The sequence below is a fragment of the Vibrio sp. E150_011 genome (assembly GCF_053544015.1).
The window spans coordinates 294193-317703 of record NZ_JBHFOL010000005.1 but is presented as its reverse complement, the minus strand read 5'-3'; the positions used below and the strand labels follow the sequence as shown (position 1 = coordinate 317703).

General features: G+C 44.5%; 7 protein-coding genes and 1 pseudogene. 3 read left to right on the top strand and 5 right to left on the bottom strand.

Going from position 1 to position 23511, the window contains the following annotated elements; genetic code table 11:
* A partial coding sequence (locus ACE1OE_RS11280; RefSeq protein WP_449211093.1) for a VCBS domain-containing protein occupies positions 1-13770 on the top strand: 13770 nt, incomplete at its 5' end.
* A 169-nt stretch (positions 13771-13939) separates the two neighbouring features.
* On the opposite strand, the gene ACE1OE_RS11275 is transcribed toward ACE1OE_RS11280, so the two are convergent.
* The 5 genes and pseudogenes from ACE1OE_RS11275 to ACE1OE_RS11255 all read right to left on the bottom strand — a co-directional run.
* Entirely contained in the window at positions 13940-15253 is a 1314-nt protein-coding gene (locus tag ACE1OE_RS11275) for an HlyD family type I secretion periplasmic adaptor subunit (protein ID WP_449211092.1), read from the bottom strand.
* Complete coding sequence (locus ACE1OE_RS11270) at positions 15246-17282, bottom strand: ABC transporter transmembrane domain-containing protein (RefSeq protein ID WP_449211091.1); 2037 nt, start codon at positions 17280-17282, stop codon at positions 15246-15248. Before ACE1OE_RS11270 ends, ACE1OE_RS11275 begins: the two co-directional genes overlap by 8 nt.
* Positions 17279-18889 carry an ABC transporter transmembrane domain-containing protein gene (locus ACE1OE_RS11265; RefSeq protein ID WP_449211090.1) on the bottom strand — a complete coding sequence of 537 codons (1611 nt, stop codon included), beginning with the start codon at positions 18887-18889 and terminating at the stop codon, positions 17279-17281. The genes ACE1OE_RS11270 and ACE1OE_RS11265 overlap by 4 nt, the downstream gene beginning before the upstream one ends.
* Before the next feature lie 246 nt (positions 18890-19135).
* Positions 19136-20482 carry an NCS2 family permease gene (locus tag ACE1OE_RS11260; RefSeq protein WP_102469118.1) on the bottom strand — a complete coding sequence of 449 codons (1347 nt, stop codon included), beginning with the start codon at positions 20480-20482 and terminating at the stop codon, positions 19136-19138.
* Between the two features lie 312 nt (positions 20483-20794).
* Positions 20795-20965: pseudogene (locus ACE1OE_RS11255) on the bottom strand (sulfite exporter TauE/SafE family protein); the annotation flags it as partial.
* A 441-nt stretch (positions 20966-21406) separates the two neighbouring features.
* Here ACE1OE_RS11255 and ACE1OE_RS11250 point away from each other — a divergent pair.
* Positions 21407-22384, top strand: a complete 978-nt coding sequence (locus ACE1OE_RS11250; protein ID WP_449211089.1) for a DUF1852 domain-containing protein — start codon at positions 21407-21409, stop codon at positions 22382-22384.
* A 27-nt stretch (positions 22385-22411) separates the two neighbouring features.
* Complete coding sequence (locus ACE1OE_RS11245) at positions 22412-23440, top strand: methionine synthase (RefSeq protein ID WP_102469120.1); 1029 nt, start codon at positions 22412-22414, stop codon at positions 23438-23440.
* The last annotated feature ends 71 nt before the right edge of the window (positions 23441-23511 follow it).

Sequence of the window (23511 nt, the reverse complement as noted above, 5' to 3'; positions counted from 1 at the left end):
ACCACCAACAGTGCCTTTAATCAGTTAAACGTCGGCGATAAGCTCGAAGAAACCTTCACCGTCTCGTCCGTTGATGGCACAACTTCAACAATCAAAGTCATCATTAATGGCACCAACGATGCGGCGACCGTCAGCTCCGCAACCGTTGCTGTGGACGAAACCGATACGGCCATCTCGACGTCAGGTACGCTAACCAGCACCGATATTGATAACCCAGATAACACGTTCACCCCAGACACCATAACAGGCAACAACGGTGACTTGACCATCGATGCTCATGGGCACTGGACGTTCACCGCCAACAACGCCTTTAATCAGTTAAACGTCGGCGATAAAGTCGAAGAAACCTTCACCGTCACGTCCGTTGATGGCACCCCTTCAACCATCAAAGTGACGATCAATGGCACCAATGATGCGGCGACCGTCAGCACGGCAACTGTTGCGGTCGATGAAACCGATACGGCCATCTCTACGTCAGGTACGCTAACCAGCACCGATGTTGATAACCCAGATAACACGTTCACCCCAGACACCATAACAGGCAACAACGGTGACTTGACCATCGATGCTCATGGGCACTGGACGTTCACCGCCAACAATGCCTTTAATCAGTTAAACGTCGGCGATAAAGTCGAAGAAACCTTCACCGTTGCTTCCGTTGATGGCACCCCATCAACCATCAAAGTGACGATCAACGGCACTAACGACAACGCGACGGTCAGCACGGTAACCGTGGCGGTGGATGAAACCGATGCGGCTATCTCGACGTCAGGCACGTTAACCAGCACCGATATCGACAACCCGGACAATACATTCACGCCAGATTCTCTTACGGGCAACAACGGTGACTTGACCATCGATGCTCATGGGCATTGGACCTTCACCGCCAACAACGCCTTTAATCATTTAAATGTCGGCGATAAAGTTGAAGAAACCTTCACCGTCACGTCGATTGATGGCACCCCATCGACCATCAAAGTGACGATCAATGGCACTAACGATGCAGCGACGGTCAGCACAGCAACCGTTGCGGTGGATGAAACCGATACGGCCATCTCGACGTCAGGCACGTTAAACAGCACCGATGTTGATAACCCGGATAATACATTTATTCCAGATTCTATTACTGGCATCAATGGCGACTTAACCATTGATGCTCATGGGCATTGGAACTTCACCGCCAACAGTGCCTTTAATCAGTTAAATGTCGGCGATAAGGTAGAAGAAACCTTCACCGTCGCGTCCGTTGATGGCACACCATCGACCATCAAAGTTACGATCAATGGCACCAACGATGCGGCGACGGTTAGCGCTGCCATTGTTGCGGTTGATGAGACCGATACGGCTATCTCGACGTCAGGCACGCTAACCAGCACCGATGTTGATAATATCGATAATGCATTCACGCCAAGTACAATTTCAGGCACGAACGGTGACTTCACTATTGATGCGAGTGGTCAATGGACCTTTACGGCGAACAATGCATTTAACAGTTTAAATGTAGGTGGCAAGGTCACTGAAACCTTCAATGTTATTTCGGTTGATGGCACACCATCGGCAGTGACAGTCACAATTAATGGTACTAATGACAGTGCAACGGTCAGCTCTGCAAGTGTTGCCGTTGATGAAACGGATTCGGCAATTACCACCTCAGGTACACTCACCAGTACGGATGTAGATAATACGGATAACGCATTCACACCAAGTACAGTTACAGGTTCTAACGGTGACTTCACTATTGATGCGAGCGGTCAATGGACATTCACTGCGAACAGTGCATTTAACAGTTTAAATGTGGGCGACAAGATCACTGAAACCTTCAATGTCGCCTCAGTTGATGGTACGCCATCGACAGTAACGGTGACGATTAACGGCACTAATGATATCCCCACAATTAGTGGTGCAGATACAGGGGCTCTAAAAGAAGATGTTAGTGCTAATCCCCAAAGTCATGAGCTGACTGCGACGGGTAAGTTGGATATTGTCGATTTAGATACAGGTGAAAGTAGCTTTGTAAGCCATGGATTTAACAAAACGGCCCTACAAGGTCAGTATGGTCATTTACAAATTAGTCCCGATGGTAGCTGGGGTTATTTTGCTGATAACTCGCAAACCGCTATCCAAACGCTAGGTAAAGACGAGCATTTAACTGACACGATTCAAGTTACCTCAAAAGATGGCACAACCCACGATATCGTCATCACGATTAATGGCACTAACGATGCACCAATAATTACCCCTGTAGCAACGCAAGCCGTAACGGAAGATGGCAGTAAAACCATTACTTTCCATGCAACGGATGTGGATACTACAGATGCGCTAACTCCAAGTGTGTCTGCAACACATGGTACCGCTGTACTGAATGCGCAAGGTCAAATCGTCTTTACCCCAGATGCTAATTACAATGGTCCTGCCACGGTTGTTCTTTCCGTTACTGATGGGCATACAACCACCAGTCAAACCATCAATGTTGATGTTACACCTACAAACGATGCCCCTGTTATTACTCCTATATCACCGATTAGTGCAACCGAAGATGGCTCAGTAGTTATAGGGAAAATTGCTTCAACGGATATCGATACAGGTGATACGGCTTCGTTTAAAACCACATTTACACAGGGTGGTTTTACATTAAATACCGATGGTAGTTACAAGCTAGATCCGACCGATGCGAGTTTTCAGCATCTTAAAGCGGGCGAGATTGAAACCTTAACTATCCCCGTGACAGTAACAGACTCAGGAGGCGCGACAGATACTAAAGATTTAGTCATTACGATAACGGGTACGAATGATGCTCCCACAATTAGTGGAATCGATACTGGCACATTAAAAGAAGATGTTGGTGTTAATCCTCAGAGCTATGAGCTGACTGCGACGGGCAAGTTGGACATTGTTGATATAGATACCGATGAAAGTAGCTTTGTCGGCCATGGATTTAACAAAACGGCCCTACAAGGTCATTATGGTCATATACAAATTAGTCCCGATGGTAGCTGGAGTTATTTTGCTGATAACTCGCAAACCGCTATCCAAACGTTAGGTAAAAATGAGCATTTAACTGACACGATTCAAGTTACCTCAAAAGATGGCACAACCCACGATATCGTCATCACGATTAATGGCACTAACGATGGCCCTACCGTTAGTCATACCGTTTCATTGCCTTCGGGTAATGAAGACCAATCGATTAACATTACTGTCCAGCAATTACTCGCTAATGCAACTGATATTGATAGTAACGATTTAGGCCAGTTAAGCGTTGGTAATCTCCAAGTAGACCATGGTTCAATTAGCCAAAATACGGATGGCAGTTTTACCTTCACGCCAACGCCAAACTACAACGGCCCCGTACATTTTAATTACGATGTAAAAGATGCACACGGCGGTGTGACGCATACGGGGGCAAGTCTTGATTTAGCTGCCGTCGATGATGCTGCAATAATTACAGGCCAATCAACCGGTGATGTAGATGAAGGTTATGGTACTTTTGGAGATAGGTCTCCAGATTATGCTCAAACTGGCATGGCGAAAATAGGGCAAGATGTATTAACTGCTGATGGCAAGTTAGACATTGTTGACCCGGATACGGGTGAATCTGAGTTTGACCCTAAAGGCAGAGGTTGGAATAACTCCTATCACGGGCAATATGGACATTTACTATTAAATACTGATGGTACTTGGCATTACATTGTCCCCGTAGGCAGTGTTGATTGGGTTAATAATCGTAAAACAACAATCGGCACTACCATAGATAAACTCGGCGAAGGCCAAACGCTCACCGATACAATCACCATTCAATCTAAAGATGGCACAACACACGACATAGTGATTACCATTCATGGTGATAACGATAAACCTTATTGCTCATCAGAAGTTCAGCTCAATTCAGGTAAAGAAGATACTGCTCAAGTATTAACGTTAAATCAATTATTACAAAATACCGTGGATGTTGATGCTAATGATGCCGGTCAACTCACCATAGCAAATTTACATGCGGACCATGGTTCAATTCTCGATAACAAGGATGGAACCTTTACCTTTACCCCTGCTAAAGACTATAACGGCGACGTCCATTTTAATTATGATGTAAAAGATACGCACGGTGGTGTGACACACACTGGCGCAAATATGACATTAGCAAGCCAGCAAGATGCGGCAACCTTTAGTGGTGTTGACACGGGAAATATCACCGAAGATAAACATGTTGGGCATAGCTCGGCGCAAACGATTGCCGTGTCTGGTTCGTTGACGGTTACCGACCCTGACGCAAGACAAGATCATATCGACTACTCCCCGTTAGGTGAACAAGCAATTCATGACCCTTTTCACGGAAGCTTACACATAACCCCACAAGGCAATTGGGGCTACTCGGTTAAAAACAGTGCCCTTCAATACCTGCATGAAGGTGATGTTGAAAATGTGGTGTATCGCGTTTACTCAGCAGATGGCACATCTCATGATATTACAATCACAGTGACTGGGACTAATGATGCACCTGTACTAGCGGCTCAAACACAGTCCGTTATTGAAGATGGTAGCGCGCTTCAAGGGCAGATGCAGGCGACTGATGTCGACTACAATTCGAATCCGATTCTTTCTTATGAGATTGCAAACCCTGTGGATGGTTTGACCTTTAATGCCGATGGTAGTTATACCTTTGACCCAACTCATGCTTCATACCAACATCTGGGCGCTGGTCAGGAGCAAACGATTACCATTCCTGTGACAGTAAAAGATGAGGCAAATGCAACGTCAACACAGAATTTGACGATTACCGTTCATGGCACTAATGATGCTGCAGTTATCAGTGGTGGAGATATTGGTACCCTGAAAGAGGATGCCGGTGTAGACGCGCAGCAGTATCTAAATGCCCAAGGCCAGCTAACTGTAGTAGATACTGATACTGGAGAGAGTGAGTTTGAATCTCATGGGTGGAATCAAACCGCTGTACATGGTCTCTATGGAAATCTAACTATCGACAAAACTGGCGACTGGACGTATTTTACAAAAAACTCTAATCCTACTATTCAATCCCTTGGGGAAGGTGAAAAATTAACCGATACACTTCAAGTCACTTCTAAAGATGGTACAACTCACGATATCGTCATCACCATAAATGGCACCAACGATGCGCCAGTAATTACGCCTGTAGCAACACAAACGGTATCCGAAGATGGCAGTAAAACCATTACCTTCCATGCAACGGATGTGGATACTACAGATACGCTTACTCCAAGTGTTTCTGCGACACATGGTACTGCTGCTCTGAATGCGCAAGGTGACATCGTCTTTACCCCAGAAGCTAATTACAATGGTCCTGCCACGGTTGTTCTTTCCGTTACTGATGGGCATACAACCACCAGTCAAACCATTAATGTCGATGTGACACCTGCAAACGATGCCCCTGTTATTACTCCTATACCACCTATTAGTGCAACCGAAGATGGCTCAGTAGTTACAGGGAAAATTGCTTCAACGGATATCGATACGGGTGATACTGCTTCGTTTAAAACCACATTTACACAGGGTGGTTTTACATTAAATACCGATGGTAGTTACAAGTTAGATCCGACCGATGCGAGTTTTCAGCATCTTAAAGCGGGCGAGATTGAAACCTTAACTATTCCTGTTACTGTGACTGATTCAGCGGGGGCAACGGATACCAAAGATTTAGTCATTACGATAACAGGTACCAACGATATACCTATCATCACTGGGGTAAATACTGGCAATATTACAGAAGATGTCAATGTTCATGGTATGCAACATGTATTAGCATTTGATGGGCAGTTGCGAATAACTGATCCTGATACAGGAGAGTCAAAGTTTGACCCTAACGTGGTTAAAGATGCAACAGGCACACATGTTGGTTACAGTTCAAGCTTAGGGGGCAGTTTAGTCATTGACCCTGATACTGGTGATTATAGCTACCGTATTGATAATGCAAATCCGAAGGTTCAAGAATTACAAGCCGGAGAATCTATTGTCGACCATATAACGGTACGCTCAGTTGATGGCACTTCACATGAAATTGCCATAACGATACATGGTACTAATGATGCAGCAGTAATTTCAGGAACTGACTCTGGGGCGGTTACTGAGGATTTAAATTCAGCCCACTCTGTTGCAGGCACCCTTTCTATTACTGATGTTGACACCGATGAAGCGCATTTCTCTAACACAGATATACTAGGTTCTTTCGGCACACTGCACTTAATAAAATCTGGAGCTTGGGTATACGATTTAGACAATAACAACCCAGCGGTGCAAGCCTTGGGGAAAGGCGCGACTGTAACTGATACTATCACTGTCACTTCGGCAGATGGCACAACACATCAAGTGACGATTACCGTTAACGGGACTAATGACAGCGCGCTTATTTCAGGTGTTGATACTGGTACTCTCACTGAAGATATAACAACCTCAAATAATAATTTGATAACCAGTGGGCATTTGACTGTTTCTGACAGTGATACCGATGAGGCAATTTTTCAAGTTAGTGGGACGGGTAATGGTGCGCAGGGTATCCGTGAAAGGGGGAGCTTAGTCGTTAGTGATACTGGCTTAGGCAGCTACCGAATACATGCTAATGGTGACTGGGATTACACCGTGAATAACCAGAATCCAAAAATTCAAAGCTTGGCAACCAATGAAGTGTTGCAAGATACAATTACTATTCATAGTGCAGATGGTACTGCGCATTCAATCACTATAAATATCCACGGCGCCAACGATGATCCGGTACTTTCGGTTACACAAACCTCACCAACAACAGGTACCCTGACAGAAACGGATGTCGATGTAAAAGACACGCATTCTTTCTCAGTGGTTAGCCCTACCGGACAGTTTGGTGACCTTTCGGTTGATCCAACCTCTGGCGCGTATGTTTATACGCCAAACGCTTCTGTTTCAGGCATGAGCTATAACTCTGCAACGCACACCTACCATGGTGCTGATGTGTTTGAAGTTAAAGTTGCAGACAATCATGGCGGCGAATCATCAAGGTTCCTCACCTTTGATACCAATGGGCAGGTTACAGCTACTACTGGGCAGCCACCTAGTATCTCCGCAACCGTGCCGAAAAATCCAATTATTACTACGGCACAACCAAGCCTCCCTGCAGGCACTAATACACCACCTAGTAATGCGGTTACCGTCGATTTAGCGACGTCAAGTGATAGTGGGACATCAGATACTGACAACCTGACGAATAACAATACGCCAACCATAACCGGTCAAACTGATATTCCCTATTCGCAAGTCACGATTTACGATGGTTCAACACCGATTGGTCATGCTGTGTCTGACGCATCTGGTCAATACAGTGCCGCAGTAAGCAACTTAACAGATGGCGACCATAATTTATCCGCCAAAGCGCTGGCTCCTTCATCATCGCTACCTGCAACGTCCTCACTACTTCCAGTTCATGTCGATACTGCCATTGCCCCACTTACCATCACGCTGACCAATGATACAGGCAGCAACGCTGCCGACTTGATTACTAGTGATGGTGCGTTAACTATTAGCGGACAAGAAACTGGCGCAATCATTGAGTATTCATCAGACAACGGACAAACATGGACGTCAAGTTTTACACCACAACCAGGCTCAAATACCGTTGGTGTGAGACAAACTGATACTGCGGGCAACATTTCTGCTACGACTTCATTAACGTTCACTCTCGATGATCAGATTGCAGCGCCGTCCGTCGACTTAACATCAGCAACAGATTCTGGTGCATCCAATACAGATGATCTCACTAATGTGCACACACCCGTTATTACAGGCAGCGCTGAAGCAAATTCAGCTATTTCCATTACCGATGAAACTGGGAAAGTCATTGGAACAGGCACAACCAACAGCAATGGTGTTTATCAAATAACGACATCAGATATGGTCGAAGGCAATCATACTCTAACCGTCACATCTACCGATACAGCGGGTAACCAAAGCCAATCAAGCTTGCCTATTGAAGTGGATTATACTGCTCCGGTTATTCACAACGTTAATTTATCCAATGTTGCTACCCATCAGCCGACATTCCAAGGCACCGTTAGCCTTGACACCACTCAAGTTGACATTGTGATTCAGCAAGGTGGTCAAACTATTGAAACGCTGCACGCTACATTAGATGGAAAAGGCGGATATAGCGTTGATGCAACCAATATTCCTGATGGTGATTACATTGCCTATATTCAGGCAACGGATGAAGCAGGCAATACGACACCAAGCATGCAAAATGGAAAATTTGACCGATTTAGCGTCATTAGTCCTGTTGGTGCATCGATTTCAGGTCAGGATACGGGTGACGTAACTGAAGATGTACATCCGGTTGGAGGTGATTTACAGACAGATGGACAGCTATTAATTACAGATCCTAATGTTGGAGAAGATAAGTTTGTTTCTAGTTCTGTGGTTGGTCAAACAGGCAATATAGGTACATTATCGATAACCGAAAGTGGTCATTGGACCTATCAAGTTGACAACGGCAACTCAAATATTCAACAGCTCGGTGCGGGTGAAACTAGAAATGAAGTATTTACTGTTACCTCAGTTGATGGAACAACGCATCAGATCACCGTGACCATAACGGGCACAAATGATGCACCTACGATTAATTCTGGCCATGAAATCTGGGCAGCTTATGATATCGATTCTGCGCAAGGCTCAGGCAAAGGACCTGACCCAGGCTGGTATATGGGACGTGATGTAACGGATATAGACTTGTTACCTGGTGAGCATCTGCATTGGAAGATTATAGATCAAAGTCATGTTGACCATGGGAGTGTCGAAGTTCGTGGTGGTCAACTATGGTATCACTTAGATAGAAATAACCCTGCAGTAGTGGCACTCAACAAAAACGAATATGGTTTTACGGATACATTTTCTGTGGAGATAACTGATGAACACGGAGGTAGCACTGTTCAGCAATTGTCGGTACGAATCTACGGTGGTGATGATGCCGGGCCTCAAACAACAACTGTCGCGGTGGATCAAATTACTTCAGATAATGTCATTAATGCGCAAGAATCCGGAGGACCAGTAGACATAACGGGTAGAGTGTTTGGTCAGTTTGTTGCCGGAGATGAAGTCAGTGTATTGATTAACGGGACTGAGAGAACAGGCACTGTCGAAGCCAACGGTCATTTCACGATTTCATTTCCGGGTCCAGATATGGTTAACGGTAATCATAATCATATGGTAGGAACCGAAGTGATGCATGTGACCTTGCATCATTTAGTCGATGGTACCGATCATTCAAAAGATGTCACTGGTGAACATACTTACTACATTGATACTGAAGCACCATTCCCAATCATTTCCGTTGACAACGTGACAAGCGACAATATTATAAATGCAGCTGAGTCTGGCTCTATGGTTGATGTTACCGGCACTGTAACCGGAGACTACAACACAGGCGATACGCTGACTTTAGAAGTTGACGGGCATACGCATACTGCACAAGTAAATGCGGATGGTTCTTTCTCGATTCCGGTTCCGGGAGCGGAGTTACAGGGAGCGCAACAACTCAGCGTAGAAATTACTACCACAGATTTAGCTGGAAATACGGTTACACCTACGCCGACAGTAAAACACTATGATGTCGATATTGATAAGCCAAACTTGACCATAGGCTTAACCGATATAACAGGTGATAATTCTCTAGATCTTGGTGAACAAAATTTGACTGAAGCTTCACATCAATTAGAGATTTCAGGACATGTCTCAGGTGAGTTTCATAATGGAGATGTCATCACTCTCAACCTAATGCGACCTGACGGAACCGCTTATACTGGAACCGTTGATGCTTCAGGTCAATTCGCTATTCCTGTCGCAGGCAGTGATTTAGTTGCTAACCAAGGCCATCATATTGTTGCAACGGTTGAATCTACGGACGCAGCAGGTAACGTAGGACGGTCGTCACACACTCTCAATTATAATCTTGATTCGTCTACTTCGAGCCCGACAGCTGGTAAGCCTATTAATCAAGAGGTTTACTTATCTATTGATCGTCATTCAGACACTGGTGCAGCTGACTATGTAACTTCTGACTCAACGCCGTTATTGCACGGTTTTACAACCGTGCCAATGTCAAAAGTGACCATATTCAATGAGCAAGGAAATGCAATTGGAACGGGTACTTCTGATAGTAATGGTGACTTTACTATTCTTGTATCCAGTTTATCTGATGGACCCCATCAACTTACAGCAGAGGCTGTTGCCCCTAATAATGGCGGATTAGCTTCATCGAAGCCAATGTCGATTGAAATCGATACCCAAATTCAAGCTCCTGTCGCTAAGCTGAGTCCAAAATCCGATAGTGGTGTATCTGATAGTGATCGAATTACTAATGATCATTCACCTATTATTACCGGCCATGCCGAGGCAAATGCGCATATCGTTATCCGGGATGATAATGGCCAACCCCTTGGGTTTGGACGCGCAAATGGTTTGGGTGAGTACCATATTCAACTTAGCTCACTGAATGAAGGGCATCACGATCTGGTGATAGAAGCGACCGATCTTGCAGGCAATAAAAACCACTCTACTCTATCCGTTGAGGCCGATTATACTGCTCCAGTTATTCACAGCGTGAATTTATCCAATGTTACGACTCATCAGCCGACATTCCAAGGCACAGTTAGTCCTGATACCACACAAGTGGATATTGTGATTCAACAAGGTGGTCAAACTATTGAAACGCTACACGCTACATTAGATGGAAAAGGCGGATATAGCGTTGATGCAACCAATATTCCTGATGGTGATTACATTGCCTATATTCAGGCAACGGATAAAGCAGGCAATACGACACCGAGTATGCTCAATGGGAAGTTTGACCGATTTAGTGTTGATACCCATGCGCAGGCGCCAAGTATTACTTTCGAGTCTACGGGAGCGGATAGCATTTATAATGCCGCTGAAGTGGCTAGTGGGGCTGCGAATACGGTTACTGCAAGTATTCACCTACCAAGCGATGCTGAAGCAGGCCATACATTAATGGTTGACGGTGTGGCACATATCATTACAGATAGTGAGGAGTCTGCCGGTAAAGTTAATGTCGAAGTGTTACCTGGCTCAACTCTCAGCGCGAGTATTATTGATTCAGAGGGCAATCAATCCACACTCACCAGCCAAATAGCTCCCACAGCTGACTTGAGCACCGCCCGTTTAACTCTGTCTTTAACCCATGACACAGGGAACAGCGCTTCCGACTTAACCACTAACGATGGCGCATTAACGATTAGCGGCCAAGAAGCAGGCGCAATCGTTGAGTATTCAACAGATAATGGCACTCATTGGAGCCAGAGTTTCACTGCAGCTCAAGGGGCAAATACCGTTACGGTAAGACAAACCGATAGCGCTGGTAATGTTTCTCCATCCAGCTCATTGAGTTTCACATTAGACAATCAAGTTACCGCCCCAAGTGTGAGTTTACGCAGTGATACCAGCGGTCAATTTCATCCAACAGCTGACCTTATAACCCAAGATGCTCGCTTGTCTATTCAGACAGAAGCGGGTGCACAAGTCGAATATTCTAATGACGGCGGTCAGAGCTGGGGTAGTATGTTCAACCCAATAGAAGGCGTAAATAATCTACTGGTTAGACAAACAGATATCGCTGGCAACCAATCAGCAACGACCCATTTCAGCTTCACTTTAGACACGACGCCAGGCACCGTTTCGGTAAACCCAATTTCAACAGATAATGCGCTTAATGCCGTTGAAAACAATCAAGCATTAGTCATTACAGGAACCACCTCCAATATTGCCGCAGGAGATCGTGTATACCTCAATTTCGGCAACAATCATTTTCGTGAAGCGAGTGTGCATACTGATGGGACTTGGAGCTTAGCGGTCAGCGCTAGCGATCATCAAAGGTACTTTAGTGCCGATGGAAGCTACCCCATTAAAATTGGTAGTGTCGATCTTGCAGGAAACGCGACCCCTGAGATATCAACTCACTTAATCGTGGACACCCAAAAACCTATCCCGCATATTAGTGTCGACAGCGTGACTCGCGACAATATTATTAATCTTGCCGAGTCAGGACAGAACATTGATATCACAGGGCATGTCAGCGGTGACTTTAATGTAGGAGATGCTGTCAGTCTCAGTGTTAATGGCGCAACTATAAGCGCCTTAACAGGTGTCGTCGATAGCCAAGGCAATTACAGTATTTCTGTTCCAGCCCAAACGCTCATAAAAGCGAATATTCATAGTATTTATGCCTCTGGCCAGCAACCCGTTCATTCGATTGAGGCCACTGTTATCACCACAGATCAAGCCGGTAATATTGGTAGTGCCACAACCGGTACCCAAGCATTCTCAATCGATAAGATCGCATCCGCCAATATCCAACTTGATCCTGTCACCGCAGACAATGTGATTAATGCGGCTGAATCTAATCACAATGTCAGTATTACAGGTCATGTCAATGGTGATGTGCAGCAAGGAGACACTGTCAATATTCTTGTAGGGCAGCAGACACATACAGGCATTGTTGATCAAAATGGACAATTTAGTATTGATGTCGCCGGCTCAGAATTAATAGCACAAACAGCGATAACAGCAACGGTGGACACAACCGATAATGCAGGTAACCCTGCTCATGCGAGCCAAACCTTAAGTTACGCTGTCGATACCCAAGTCGATATGCCCACCATTACCTTCGAAAACCCAGGTAGTGATAATGCCTATAGCAAGGCGGAAATAGCCCAGGGACATGCTGGCACTATAACCGCGACGGTACATGCCGCAGCGGATGCAAAAATTGGCGAACATATCAAAATCAATGGTGTTGACCATGTGCTCGATACCCATAGTCTACGGAATGGGTTGCAAATAGAAGTTGCACCAGGCTCTCATGTACAAGTGACCATGACTGACGAACACGGTAATACCGCGGGTAGCCAAGGCTTTGCTGCCAGTGCCATACCTGAACCCATCGTTGTCAAAGCACCTCCAGGAAGGCATCAAATATCTGGAACACTTGGTATACCACAACTCGTATCTTCTTTAACTCCGGTACCAACAACACAAAGCGGATGGCGAATCCATTTGCCTAATGGACAATATGTGACCCGCCATCAAGGGCAATATGGAACATTAACCATTGACCCTCAGACTGGTGATTTACACTATCAAGAACAGGCAAATGTACACACAGGGCCACATGGCAGCGCTTCTGGTATTGGCCAACATGAAGACAAGTTCGAAGTTGCATTACAAGGGACAAATCAAGATGAAGTGGTTGCCCATGTGAACGTTCAAATACTCAGCCACGGGCCGGGACATAGCGGTAAATTGAATATAGGTACCGAGGTGGTCGATATGACAATAACCCCTATCGCCCATTCCTCACACCCAGCTCCCCCACCACCGCCTCCTGTGCAACATGACGAACCAGACATGGCTTCGCAAGCAGACTTTACCGTTACGCAAAGCGATGACAGTTATCTAGATTTGACTCAGCACGCTCACCAAGAACCAGACCAGAAATCCAGTCATCATGGTGCAGCAGCTTATTTAGATGCTCTGGGCATTAAACCCGATGCGACATCGACAACGGTTCACGATCAACCTGCTGATATGGACATCGTACTAGCACAAGTCGACCAACAAGATGCGACTACACACGACCAAGCGCACTTAGATATGTCGGATGCACTTGAACATCATGATGCGAACGTCAACCACAACCAAGATGATGAGCATCACCATCACAACGACATAGACGGGCTGCCAGACATAGACCCTAACCCATAGCATCAGCATCAAGTAAATAAGTAAGAGTGGGAGTGTTGTCTGCTCCCGTCATTTCCTCTAAAGAACAGGCATAACTGGGAAAGCACGTTCAAAAAAGGGAGCACATGATGTGCTCCCTTTTACTTTCTATTTTCTTATGTGTTTACTATTCTGCGAATCTCTATAGAAATTACCTTTCACCAAACGCGACACTCACGTTCGTGTAAATTGGCTTCCACAGGTATTGGAAAACAGACTTCTCACCGGTTGTAATATTCACTTCGCCTGTCATACCCGGCAAAATAGAAAAGCTCTCCGGATTATCACGGAAATAAGGAACATCCACCGAGACGACGACCTCATAATAAATTTCACCGCGTTCACTTTGGCTTGTGGTTGGAGAGATACTCTCAACCACACCTTTCAATGCACCAAAACGACTGTAATCAAACGCATCGATCTTGATGCGAGTTGCCTGCCCTACACTCACAAAACCAATATCTCTTGGGGACAATCGAGCCTTAAAGTCGGCTTTGCCACCGATCGGAACAATTTCAACTACCGTTCCACCCGGTTGAATTACCCCACCATTTTTGGTGCTTGGTAGACTTTGGACTAACCCTTGTAATGGCGAGAGTAACGTCGTGTTGCTTACCTTCGCTTGGCTTGAACGAACTCTTGCGTTAAGTGCAGACAAATCAGACACCGCTTTTGAACGATCGTCACTGACTTTAACTTTTGCTTCTGCGAGTAGTTGCCTAATTTTTTGTTCGACTCCGTCAGCTTGTTTAATCAACACTGATTTTTTACCACGCGCTTCCTCGATCTTCTGTTCAATGCTTGCCAACTTTTGACGCATTTCCAACACTCTTAAGCGTGAAATGTTACCAGACTTATAACCCTTATTTAGGATATTCAATTCTTGTATTGTCGCCGAAAGTTCTTTTTCATAACTCGGCAACGATTTTTCCAAACTAAGGAGCTGTTCTGCAATCTGTTCGCTGTCTTTTTCAAGGACAATACGTTTTTGATAGTAGAGCGCCTTTTGAGCATTAAGCTGTGCTTTTTGCTGGCTCACTATCTCTGGGAAGTCGATTTCAAACTCTCCAAAATTTGGTTCACGATTCTCAAGCAAGGCATTCATGCGTTCGATACTCGCCAGCAACGTAACTTGTTGGGATCGTAATTCTTCCAATGCAGTCTGTTGAAATGTCGCATCAAACTCGACCAATGGCTGACCTTTTTCAACAAGTTGCCCTTCTTTCACTAAAAGTCGTTTTAGTTTGCCACCGATATCGCTTTGCAGAACTTGCTTTTCCCCTTCAGGGATAACAGCCCCTTTCGCCTTCGCGATTTCATCGACCTGAGTGATCATTGACCAAGTCACAAAAGCAACCACACAAAATGCCACCGACCACGTTGCTATCATCAGGGTACGAGCTGTACTCTTGGACTCCACTAATTCGCCATAACGCATATTCTTATCGACCGACTTATTATCCATTTTCTGCCTCTTGCTCATTTTGTGGGTCTAGTGGCCCTGCATACACAACTGAACCTTCGTTCAAAACAACAACTTTATCTGCCATCTTAATTAGGTCAGGATCGTGAGACGAGAATACAACGGTTGCATTCCCTCTTTTCGCAAGGAGAAACTGACTAAACATGTGCCTTGCTCCTGGGTGATAATCGGGAACTGGGTTATCTAAAAGATAGAGGTTGTAGTCATAAATAAGTGCTTTCGCATCTATTAGTATTTGCGCCACACTGCCCGATAACATATCAAAGAGACTATCAGGGTTAATCGCGCTAATCGGAGTATCTAAACCATCAGTTAGGGAACTCAACCAACTTGCTCCCCCTACTAATTCAATGGCATTGAGCATTCGATCTTGTTTCACATTGTGCCCATCACTTAACCACTCTCGAATACTCAGCGTTAACAAATCAGGGAAAGCCGCTCGGATAAAACACCAGTGGCGATAAAGCTGCGGATCATATTGCACTAAGTTCACCCCTTCCACTTCCACCATTCCATTTTGGATCAGCTGCAGCCCAGAAAGCACTTCTAACATCGCCGACTTGCCACTCCCAGACGGCCCAGTAATAGCAACGACTTCTCCAGCCTCGATGTCGAAAGTAATGCCGCTGAGCGCAGGTCGAGCTTGCTTAGGATAACGTAATGTCACTTGATCTAACTTCAGGCTTGGTGCATGTGACGGTAACGGGTGATGCTGATAGCTAAACTCTCGCTCAGATGGTTGTGATAACAAACGATTCACTTGTAACTTCGATTGATTGAAGCTGTTTAAACGCAACGCACTGTTAGCCAGCATTTGCGCAGGACCCGTGACTTTAGAGATCAACATCATCGATGCAATTAACCCACCAGGCGTCATCACTTCTTCAAAAATAAGTCCAATCCCTAACCCCATGATAGCCAATGTTGAACCTACACCAATGAAGTAATAAATAGAGGTATAACGGCTTTGAAGAACCGATTGAGAAAATGAAACCTTCGACGCAAGAAAGTTTGCTTTGTCAAAACGCTGTAGCCAATAACGAGCAATCCCTGAACTTCTTATAAAAGCTAACTTAGACGACAATTCATTAACCATATTTTGACGATTCGTTCCTGCTACCGTCGATTGCATAGAGCGTTTGCTGCTTAAGTAAATCGAACGTTTAGCTAACACGTAATACAGGGTTAGGGAAAACAGTGGAACTAAAACTAGCCAGCCTCCCAATAAGCCTATCGCGACCACAAATAAAAGGACAAAAGGCAAATCAAACAGTGCATTACCTAAAGGCCCAGATAGAACACTGGCTATCCGTTCAGATAAAAGTAATTGATTTTGCTGGCTTGAAGATGCCGTTTGTTGGTTTTGAGAATAGCTATTGCGTAACAGTTTCTGAACTATCGATTGAGATATCTCGCGACTGACACGATTCGACACGGTTGCGAACACCCGACTTCGTAACGTACGCAGCCACCCCATCATGACAAACAGCAAACCGGCTCCAATCGCGATACCTTGAAGTTCATGACCAGCATCACCACCAATGACATGATCATAAATGGACATCGTGATGAACGGCACAGCGAGTGCAAACAGATTCGTAATAAAGCTGACTAGTAGAAGTTTAGGAATAATCGGTCTGAAAGCATGCAAGCGATCGCCAACCCAATCTGAAGCCGATTTCTCAGTAGGACTTCCGTCAATTACAATGCAAAATTGAGGATCTAGCGATAGTTCTGCTTCTCCCTCAAGCGACTCAAAGTCCCCCATTTCTGCTCGACCGAGTATGATGTTGTTTTCATCAGAAACGGCTAGAATTAATTCATGATCACCTGCGTCTTTTACTTCAGAGACAAGGCGATAGGGCAACAACAAACGGTCAAACAAGGCGAAAATATCATCGATTGAATCCACTCGATTTTCCTCAACCCATTGACGTGCAAATAGCTGAATATTTGCATTCACTTCTAATTGTTTGAGAACGGACAAACACAAGGTTTCTAAGTGATTCATGCTGCCTCTCCCTCTTTTACGTTTTTCTCTATAGAGATAACTTGAGTGGCTAAATCACGTAATTTGGGATAATGCGTCACCATTATGATAGTGCGACCTTGTTCGGTCTCCTGTTGAAGAACTGCAGTAAGTTTAGCTAGTGCTTGAAGGTCAAGGGATGCATCTGGTCTTTCCAGCATCACAATGGGCTTATCACTGGCTAACTGCGCGGCAATGTTAAGCATTTTTACATTCCCCATACTCAACAAACAAGCACTTGTGTGACCTATTTGGGTTTCTAAACCATCGGGTAATCTCGTTATCTCTTTGGTAAGACCTAGGCGTTTCGCGTAATCATTTGCTTCATCAGTTTGATCGGGGTTAAATCCACATAAGTTATCCAAAATCGTGCCTGCCACGAGCTGCGCTTTTACCCCGCAATAAGCAACGTATGAGTTAAGTGCACCACTATTAATGATGCTTTCGTTAATCTTAACGTCGCCTGCTATTAGCTCATCTACGCCAGCAATCGATGACAGCATATGACTGCTTAAATGACGCTCTTCACTATCCAGCAATACCAAATCACCTTGGTTCGCTTTTACACTCATTTGATAAATTGAGCCGTATCGCTCGATAGACGTATGCGACAGTTCTAGCGTTTTGAATGCTTCATGTTTGATGTCTTGTTGAGTAGAACTATCTAACTCATCTAGCTTTTCAATCGCTTGATTTGCAGTGTGGATGGCATTGAGTTTTATTTTAACGCCAACTAGCGCACTTAAAGGCGCAACCGCTCTGCCAGAAAGAATAGAACACGCGGCTAGGCCACCTGTAGTGAGTTCACCATCTAACACCCATAAGCTACCTGTAATCACCAATAAAACAGACGTTGCCAACGCCGCTAGTTGAATGCACTCCTGGGCAAACGCATTTTGCTCTTCTTCTTTCGCTTTAGACTGAGAACGATAATGATTGAGGGATTTAAATTGGCTGAAAATCCGCGATTCAACGGCTTGACGTTTGATGCCTTGGAGGGTCTGACTCATTAAAATCAAAAAGGCTTTTCTTTGCTGCTCATAAACCGAGGCTTGTTCACTCAACGCTTTTACTTTTCGTGACGACAACCAAACAATACACAGAGTAATAAGCCAAACGGCTATCGGTATTGCCACCAGCTCACCGCCGATGTAGGCCACTAAACCCAGAAAAATCAGCGCAAAAGGCAAGTCGATAAACCCAGCAATGACCCCCCCTGAATACCAATCCTTCACTTTTGATACCGAGCCTAATCCCTCCTCTACGCCGCCCACACCTATCTGACGGATTTGACTAGAGGACGCTTTTGTCACCTTCGAGACAAGTATTTGATAGGTCATTTTTTCAGTGTTACTTGCTGCTGCGGAAAGCAACCAAGTTCGTACGAAACGAATGAGCGCCTCCATAGCTATCGCCAAAGAAGCCCCTGCTAACAGTAGTGTTGCGGTACCATAGCTTTGGTTAGGGAGAATACGATCGTATATCTGTAAAACTGTTAACGGAACAGCTAAAGACAACAGGTTAATAAGTAGAGAAGGTAGTAATACTCTCTTTACTACCCCTTTGTTTTTTACTGAAGTTGCAGGCATACACAATCCTTATCCATGCTTATGAAATAAGACTGGTACATATCATTCAATCATGCAAGGTAAGGAACTGATTTAAAATATTTTTTAGTTTAAATCGTCTATTTCATCTATGCGACTAAGTCTGGACACTTTATTAAGCAACATTTTCAACGTTAACTAGCCTTAAATCACGATTACATCCACAGCGTAATTAAAAATACCCAGCCAATTGACTGGGTATTAAAACTAAATTGATGTCGCTAAGGTTTAAATCGCCCAACCGCCCGCATAGAAAGCCACTAAGACGATGGTAATTAAGACTATGCCAAGGTTAAGCTTCTTCCATTCGCCAGAGAACAGACGCCCTACAACGAGACATAAGAAACCTAGCATTATTCCTGTCACAATGTTTCCAGTAAGCACGATGAATACCGCACAAACCAAGCCTGATAATGCATCGACCGAGTCATCAAAATTCAGTTTACGAACATTACCTAGCATTAGTAGGCCCACGTACATTAACGCTGGCGCAGTCGCGTATGCAGGAACTAAATAGCTAATAGGTGCAAGGAATAACAAAAATAAGAATAAAACCCCCACTACTACCGCAGTAAGACCTGTTTTACCACCAGCAGCCGTACCTGCCGCAGACTCGATATAAACGGCGGCTGGAGCCCCGCCCACGGCGCCAGAAACAATACTCGACACAGAATCAGAGGTGAGCGCTTTACCACCATCAATAATGTTGCCATCTTTATCAAGAAGATTGGCTTGACCCGCCACCGCTCGAATGGTCCCGGTTGCGTCAAAGATTGCTGTCATCACCAATGCTAATACACTTGGTAATACAATCGGATTGAGTGCCCCCATGATGTCCATCGTCCCCATCAAAGAATTCTCACCACCAATGCTCGGTAATGCAAAAAAGCCCTGATATTGCACAGCAGGATCAAAAATAAGACCAAACACAGAAATCGCAACGATGACAAAGAGTATCCCACCAGGAACCTGGCGCTTCTCTAATCCAAAAATAGCCGCAAGGCCCAACATGGACATAATGACAGGGAAAGAAGTGAACTCACCTAACGTAACAGGCAGACCTTCTACCGGGTTTTTGATGACTAGACCAACACCACTCGCTGCGATTAATAGCAAGAATAAACCAATGCCAATGCCCGTACCGTGAGCAATACCTTCAGGAAGATTGGTTAAAATCCATTGTCGAACACCAGTGACGGTAATCGCGGTAAAAATAACCCCCATCAAGAACACGGCGCCTAGCGCGACAGGTATTGAAATGCCCTGCCCTAAAACCAAACTAAACGCGGTAAATGCCGTTAGTGAGATAGCACAACCAATCGCCATTGGTAGGTTAGCCCAAAAGCCCATCAGCATAGAACCAAACGCAGCCACTAAACACGTTGCAATGAATACCGACCCTTGGTCAAAACCCGCTACGCCAAGCATACTTGGTACGACGATAACCGAATACACCATCGCCAAAAATGTCGTTAAGCCCGCAACAACCTCGCGACGAACGTTACTTCCGCGTTTGGAAATCAAAAAGAAGTTATCGAGCCAACTGCCTGTTGCAGCGGATGTATTCTCACTCATGGTTATTCCTCATTGTTGTTGGACAACCGTTCATCAAATGGTCGCTCAACAAGATATTAGTAAAAATTTAAGTGGCGAGAAAATACAGGTAAACGTTTGCGTGTGCAATAGGTAGAATCGAAGGTTTCATGTTTGGTAAGACAAATAAAGACTTTCAGCTCGAAAACATAAATCGAAAGACCTATCATTCAATCAAAGAAAGATACATAACCCATTAATATTATGGGTTTTTACCAACTTTCATAAACACTATCAATGAAGAGGCTTAATTCGCCGCCATATTCACAGCGGGACCAACATCAGAACTGTAAATCACTGCTTAATCGTTGAAGCGGGCAGATAATGAGTGGCTTTGGCGCTGAAAGGGGCAGTACACTAAGATCTACTTACAATACCCAATAGCATCGGTAAATAGACAATCCCAGCAAAGCCATCTGTTAATGCAAACTCGCGACTGCCTAAACTGGCGTACCCTATCGCCCCTCCACCGATGCCTAATCGTCCGGCTAAAAAACCAACGCCACGTCTTAAAAGTGCACGTTAATAAATTAATATCAGCATTTCACTCACCTTTATTTATCTCTGAGTAATTCATTGGCTTAAACCACAATATAAATATGGTTATATTCATTCTTAACCTAATTAATATCACTGCTACTCAATCGCAATACCAAGATTTATTCATCATGAATATTCTTCATGTTGAATGTGAAGTAAAACCATTTTTCATCATGCTGTTATATCCGTATAAAAACATTAAGCACAAGGGAAAATATCGAACGGAAATAAAACTTTTAAGTGAACGTCAAAACTTAATCAACAAAGTTTGTACGACCTCATTATAAATGCTCACTCAGTTCTTAACGTACTTTTCATTAAGATCATTCGAGACAATAAGACAACAATTTTAGGTACTAGATAACCATGACTACAGAATTCGACTTTACCATTAAGAGCATTTGTCTCGATGAGCATTATCAACCTTCAGACAATACTCGCATCACAACTAACTTTGCCAATCTGGCTAGAGGTGATAGCCGCCAAGAGAATCTGCGCAACGCATTGGCGATGATCAATAACAGTTTCAATGCATTAGCTCATTGGGATAACCCTAATGGTGAGCGATATTCTGTTGAACTTGATATAATTTCAGTCGATATAGACATTGAAGGGTCCGGTCAGACTTTTCCTTCCATTGAAGTATTGAAGACGAATATTATAGACCATAATACTAACGAGCGTATTGAAGGGATATTAGGTAATAATTTTTCTTCTTATGTACGAGATTATGATTTTAGTGTCTTGCTTCTAGAGCATAATAAAGACCAACCACACTTTAGTATCCCAGCAGACTTTGGTGATTTGCATGGGAAATTATTTAATTGCTTTGTCAACTCACCTACATATAAAAAGCACTTTAATAAGCCGCCAGTAATATGCCTAAGTGTTTCTGACAACAAAACTTATTACCGTACTGACAATCAGCACCCTGTACTAGGGTTTGAATATCAGCCAAATGACACCTCGTTAACCGAGCAGTATTTTAAAAAAATGGGATTGCAAGTTCGTTACTTCATGCCATCAAATAGCGTTGCACCGCTGGCTTTCTATTTCTTTGGTGATCTGCTTAATGATTACACCAATCTTGAACTCATCAGTACGGTCAGCACGATGGGTACATTCCAAAAAATCTACCGACCTGAGATTTATAATGCGAATGCGGCGGCTGGGCAATGCTATCAACCCAATCTGAAGAATGCCGATCACTCCGTTACTCAGATTATTTATGACCGAGAAGAACGCGGCCAGTTGGCGATTGCTCAGGGAAAATTTGCCGAAGAACACTTTATTAAGCCCTATAACCTTGTTCTTGAACAATGGTCTGCTCAGTACTTTCTTTAATGTCCCCAAATACAAACAGGCTTGATTATGAAAAGACTATTACCCACGTCAACCGCAGGCAGTTTGCCAAAACCGTCTTGGCTTGCACAACCTGAAACACTGTGGTCACCATGGAAGTTACAGGGTGACGAATTAATCGATGGTAAACACGACGCTTTGCGCGTGTCTTTACAAGAACAACAGCACGCTGGGATTGATATCGTCAGCGATGGAGAGCAAACGCGCCAACACTTTGTGACGACGTTTATTGAACACCTTAACGGCGTAGATTTTGAAAAACGAAAAACCGTTAAAATTCGTGATCGTTATGACGCGAGTGTCCCAACGGTGGTTGGCGCCGTTTCTCGTCAAAAGCCTGTATTTGTCGACGATGCCAAGCGATTACGCCAACAAACGAAACAACCGATTAAATGGGCGCTGCCAGGTCCAATGACCATGATCGATACGCTTTTTGATGACCACTACAAAAGCCGTGAGAAACTCGCGTGGGAATTTGCCAAAATCCTTAACCAAGAAGCCAAAGAATTAGAAGCTGCGGGTGTGGATATTATTCAATTTGATGAACCAGCCTTTAATGTCTTTTTTGACGAAGTCAACGATTGGGGTATTGCCACGTTAGAACGAGCTATCGAAGGGCTGAAATGTGAAACCGCGGTACATATTTGCTATGGCTATGGCATTAAAGCCAATACCGATTGGAAAAAGACGTTAGGGACAGAATGGAGACAATATGAAGCGGTGTTTCCTAAGCTACAACAATCCAATATCGATATTATCTCATTAGAATGCCACAACTCTCATGTTCCAATGGAGCTGCTTGAATTGATTCGAGGTAAGAAAGTCATGGTCGGCGCGATCGATGTCGCCACCGAAACCATTGAGACACCCGAAGAAGTCGCAGAAACGCTACGACAAGCCCTTCAGTTTGTGGATGCGGAAAACCTCTACCCTTGCACGAACTGTGGCATGGCGCCTTTGCCTCGCTCTGTTGCAACAGCAAAGCTCAACGCCTTAAGCGCTGGTGCGGAGATAGTTCGAAATGAAATCTTGGCGTAATACTCAATGTCTAAGGCATGATGTCGAGTTGCTAGTGGTTAATGGTTAATGGTTAACAAACGTGACAACGA

What these genes read in the sequence shown, in the direction of transcription:
- ACE1OE_RS11275 (WP_449211092.1), bottom strand. Translation starts at nt 15,253, where the DNA reads ATGGATAATAAGTCGGTCGATAAGAATATGCGTTATGGCGAATTAGTG.
- ACE1OE_RS11270 (WP_449211091.1), bottom strand. Translation starts at nt 17,282, where the DNA reads ATGAATCACTTAGAAACCTTGTGTTTGTCCGTTCTCAAACAATTAGAA.
- ACE1OE_RS11265 (WP_449211090.1), bottom strand. Translation starts at nt 18,889, where the DNA reads ATGCCTGCAACTTCAGTAAAAAACAAAGGGGTAGTAAAGAGAGTATTA.
- ACE1OE_RS11260 (WP_102469118.1), bottom strand. Translation starts at nt 20,482, where the DNA reads ATGAGTGAGAATACATCCGCTGCAACAGGCAGTTGGCTCGATAACTTC.
- ACE1OE_RS11250 (WP_449211089.1), top strand. Translation starts at nt 21,407, where the DNA reads ATGACTACAGAATTCGACTTTACCATTAAGAGCATTTGTCTCGATGAG.
- ACE1OE_RS11245 (WP_102469120.1), top strand. Translation starts at nt 22,412, where the DNA reads ATGAAAAGACTATTACCCACGTCAACCGCAGGCAGTTTGCCAAAACCG.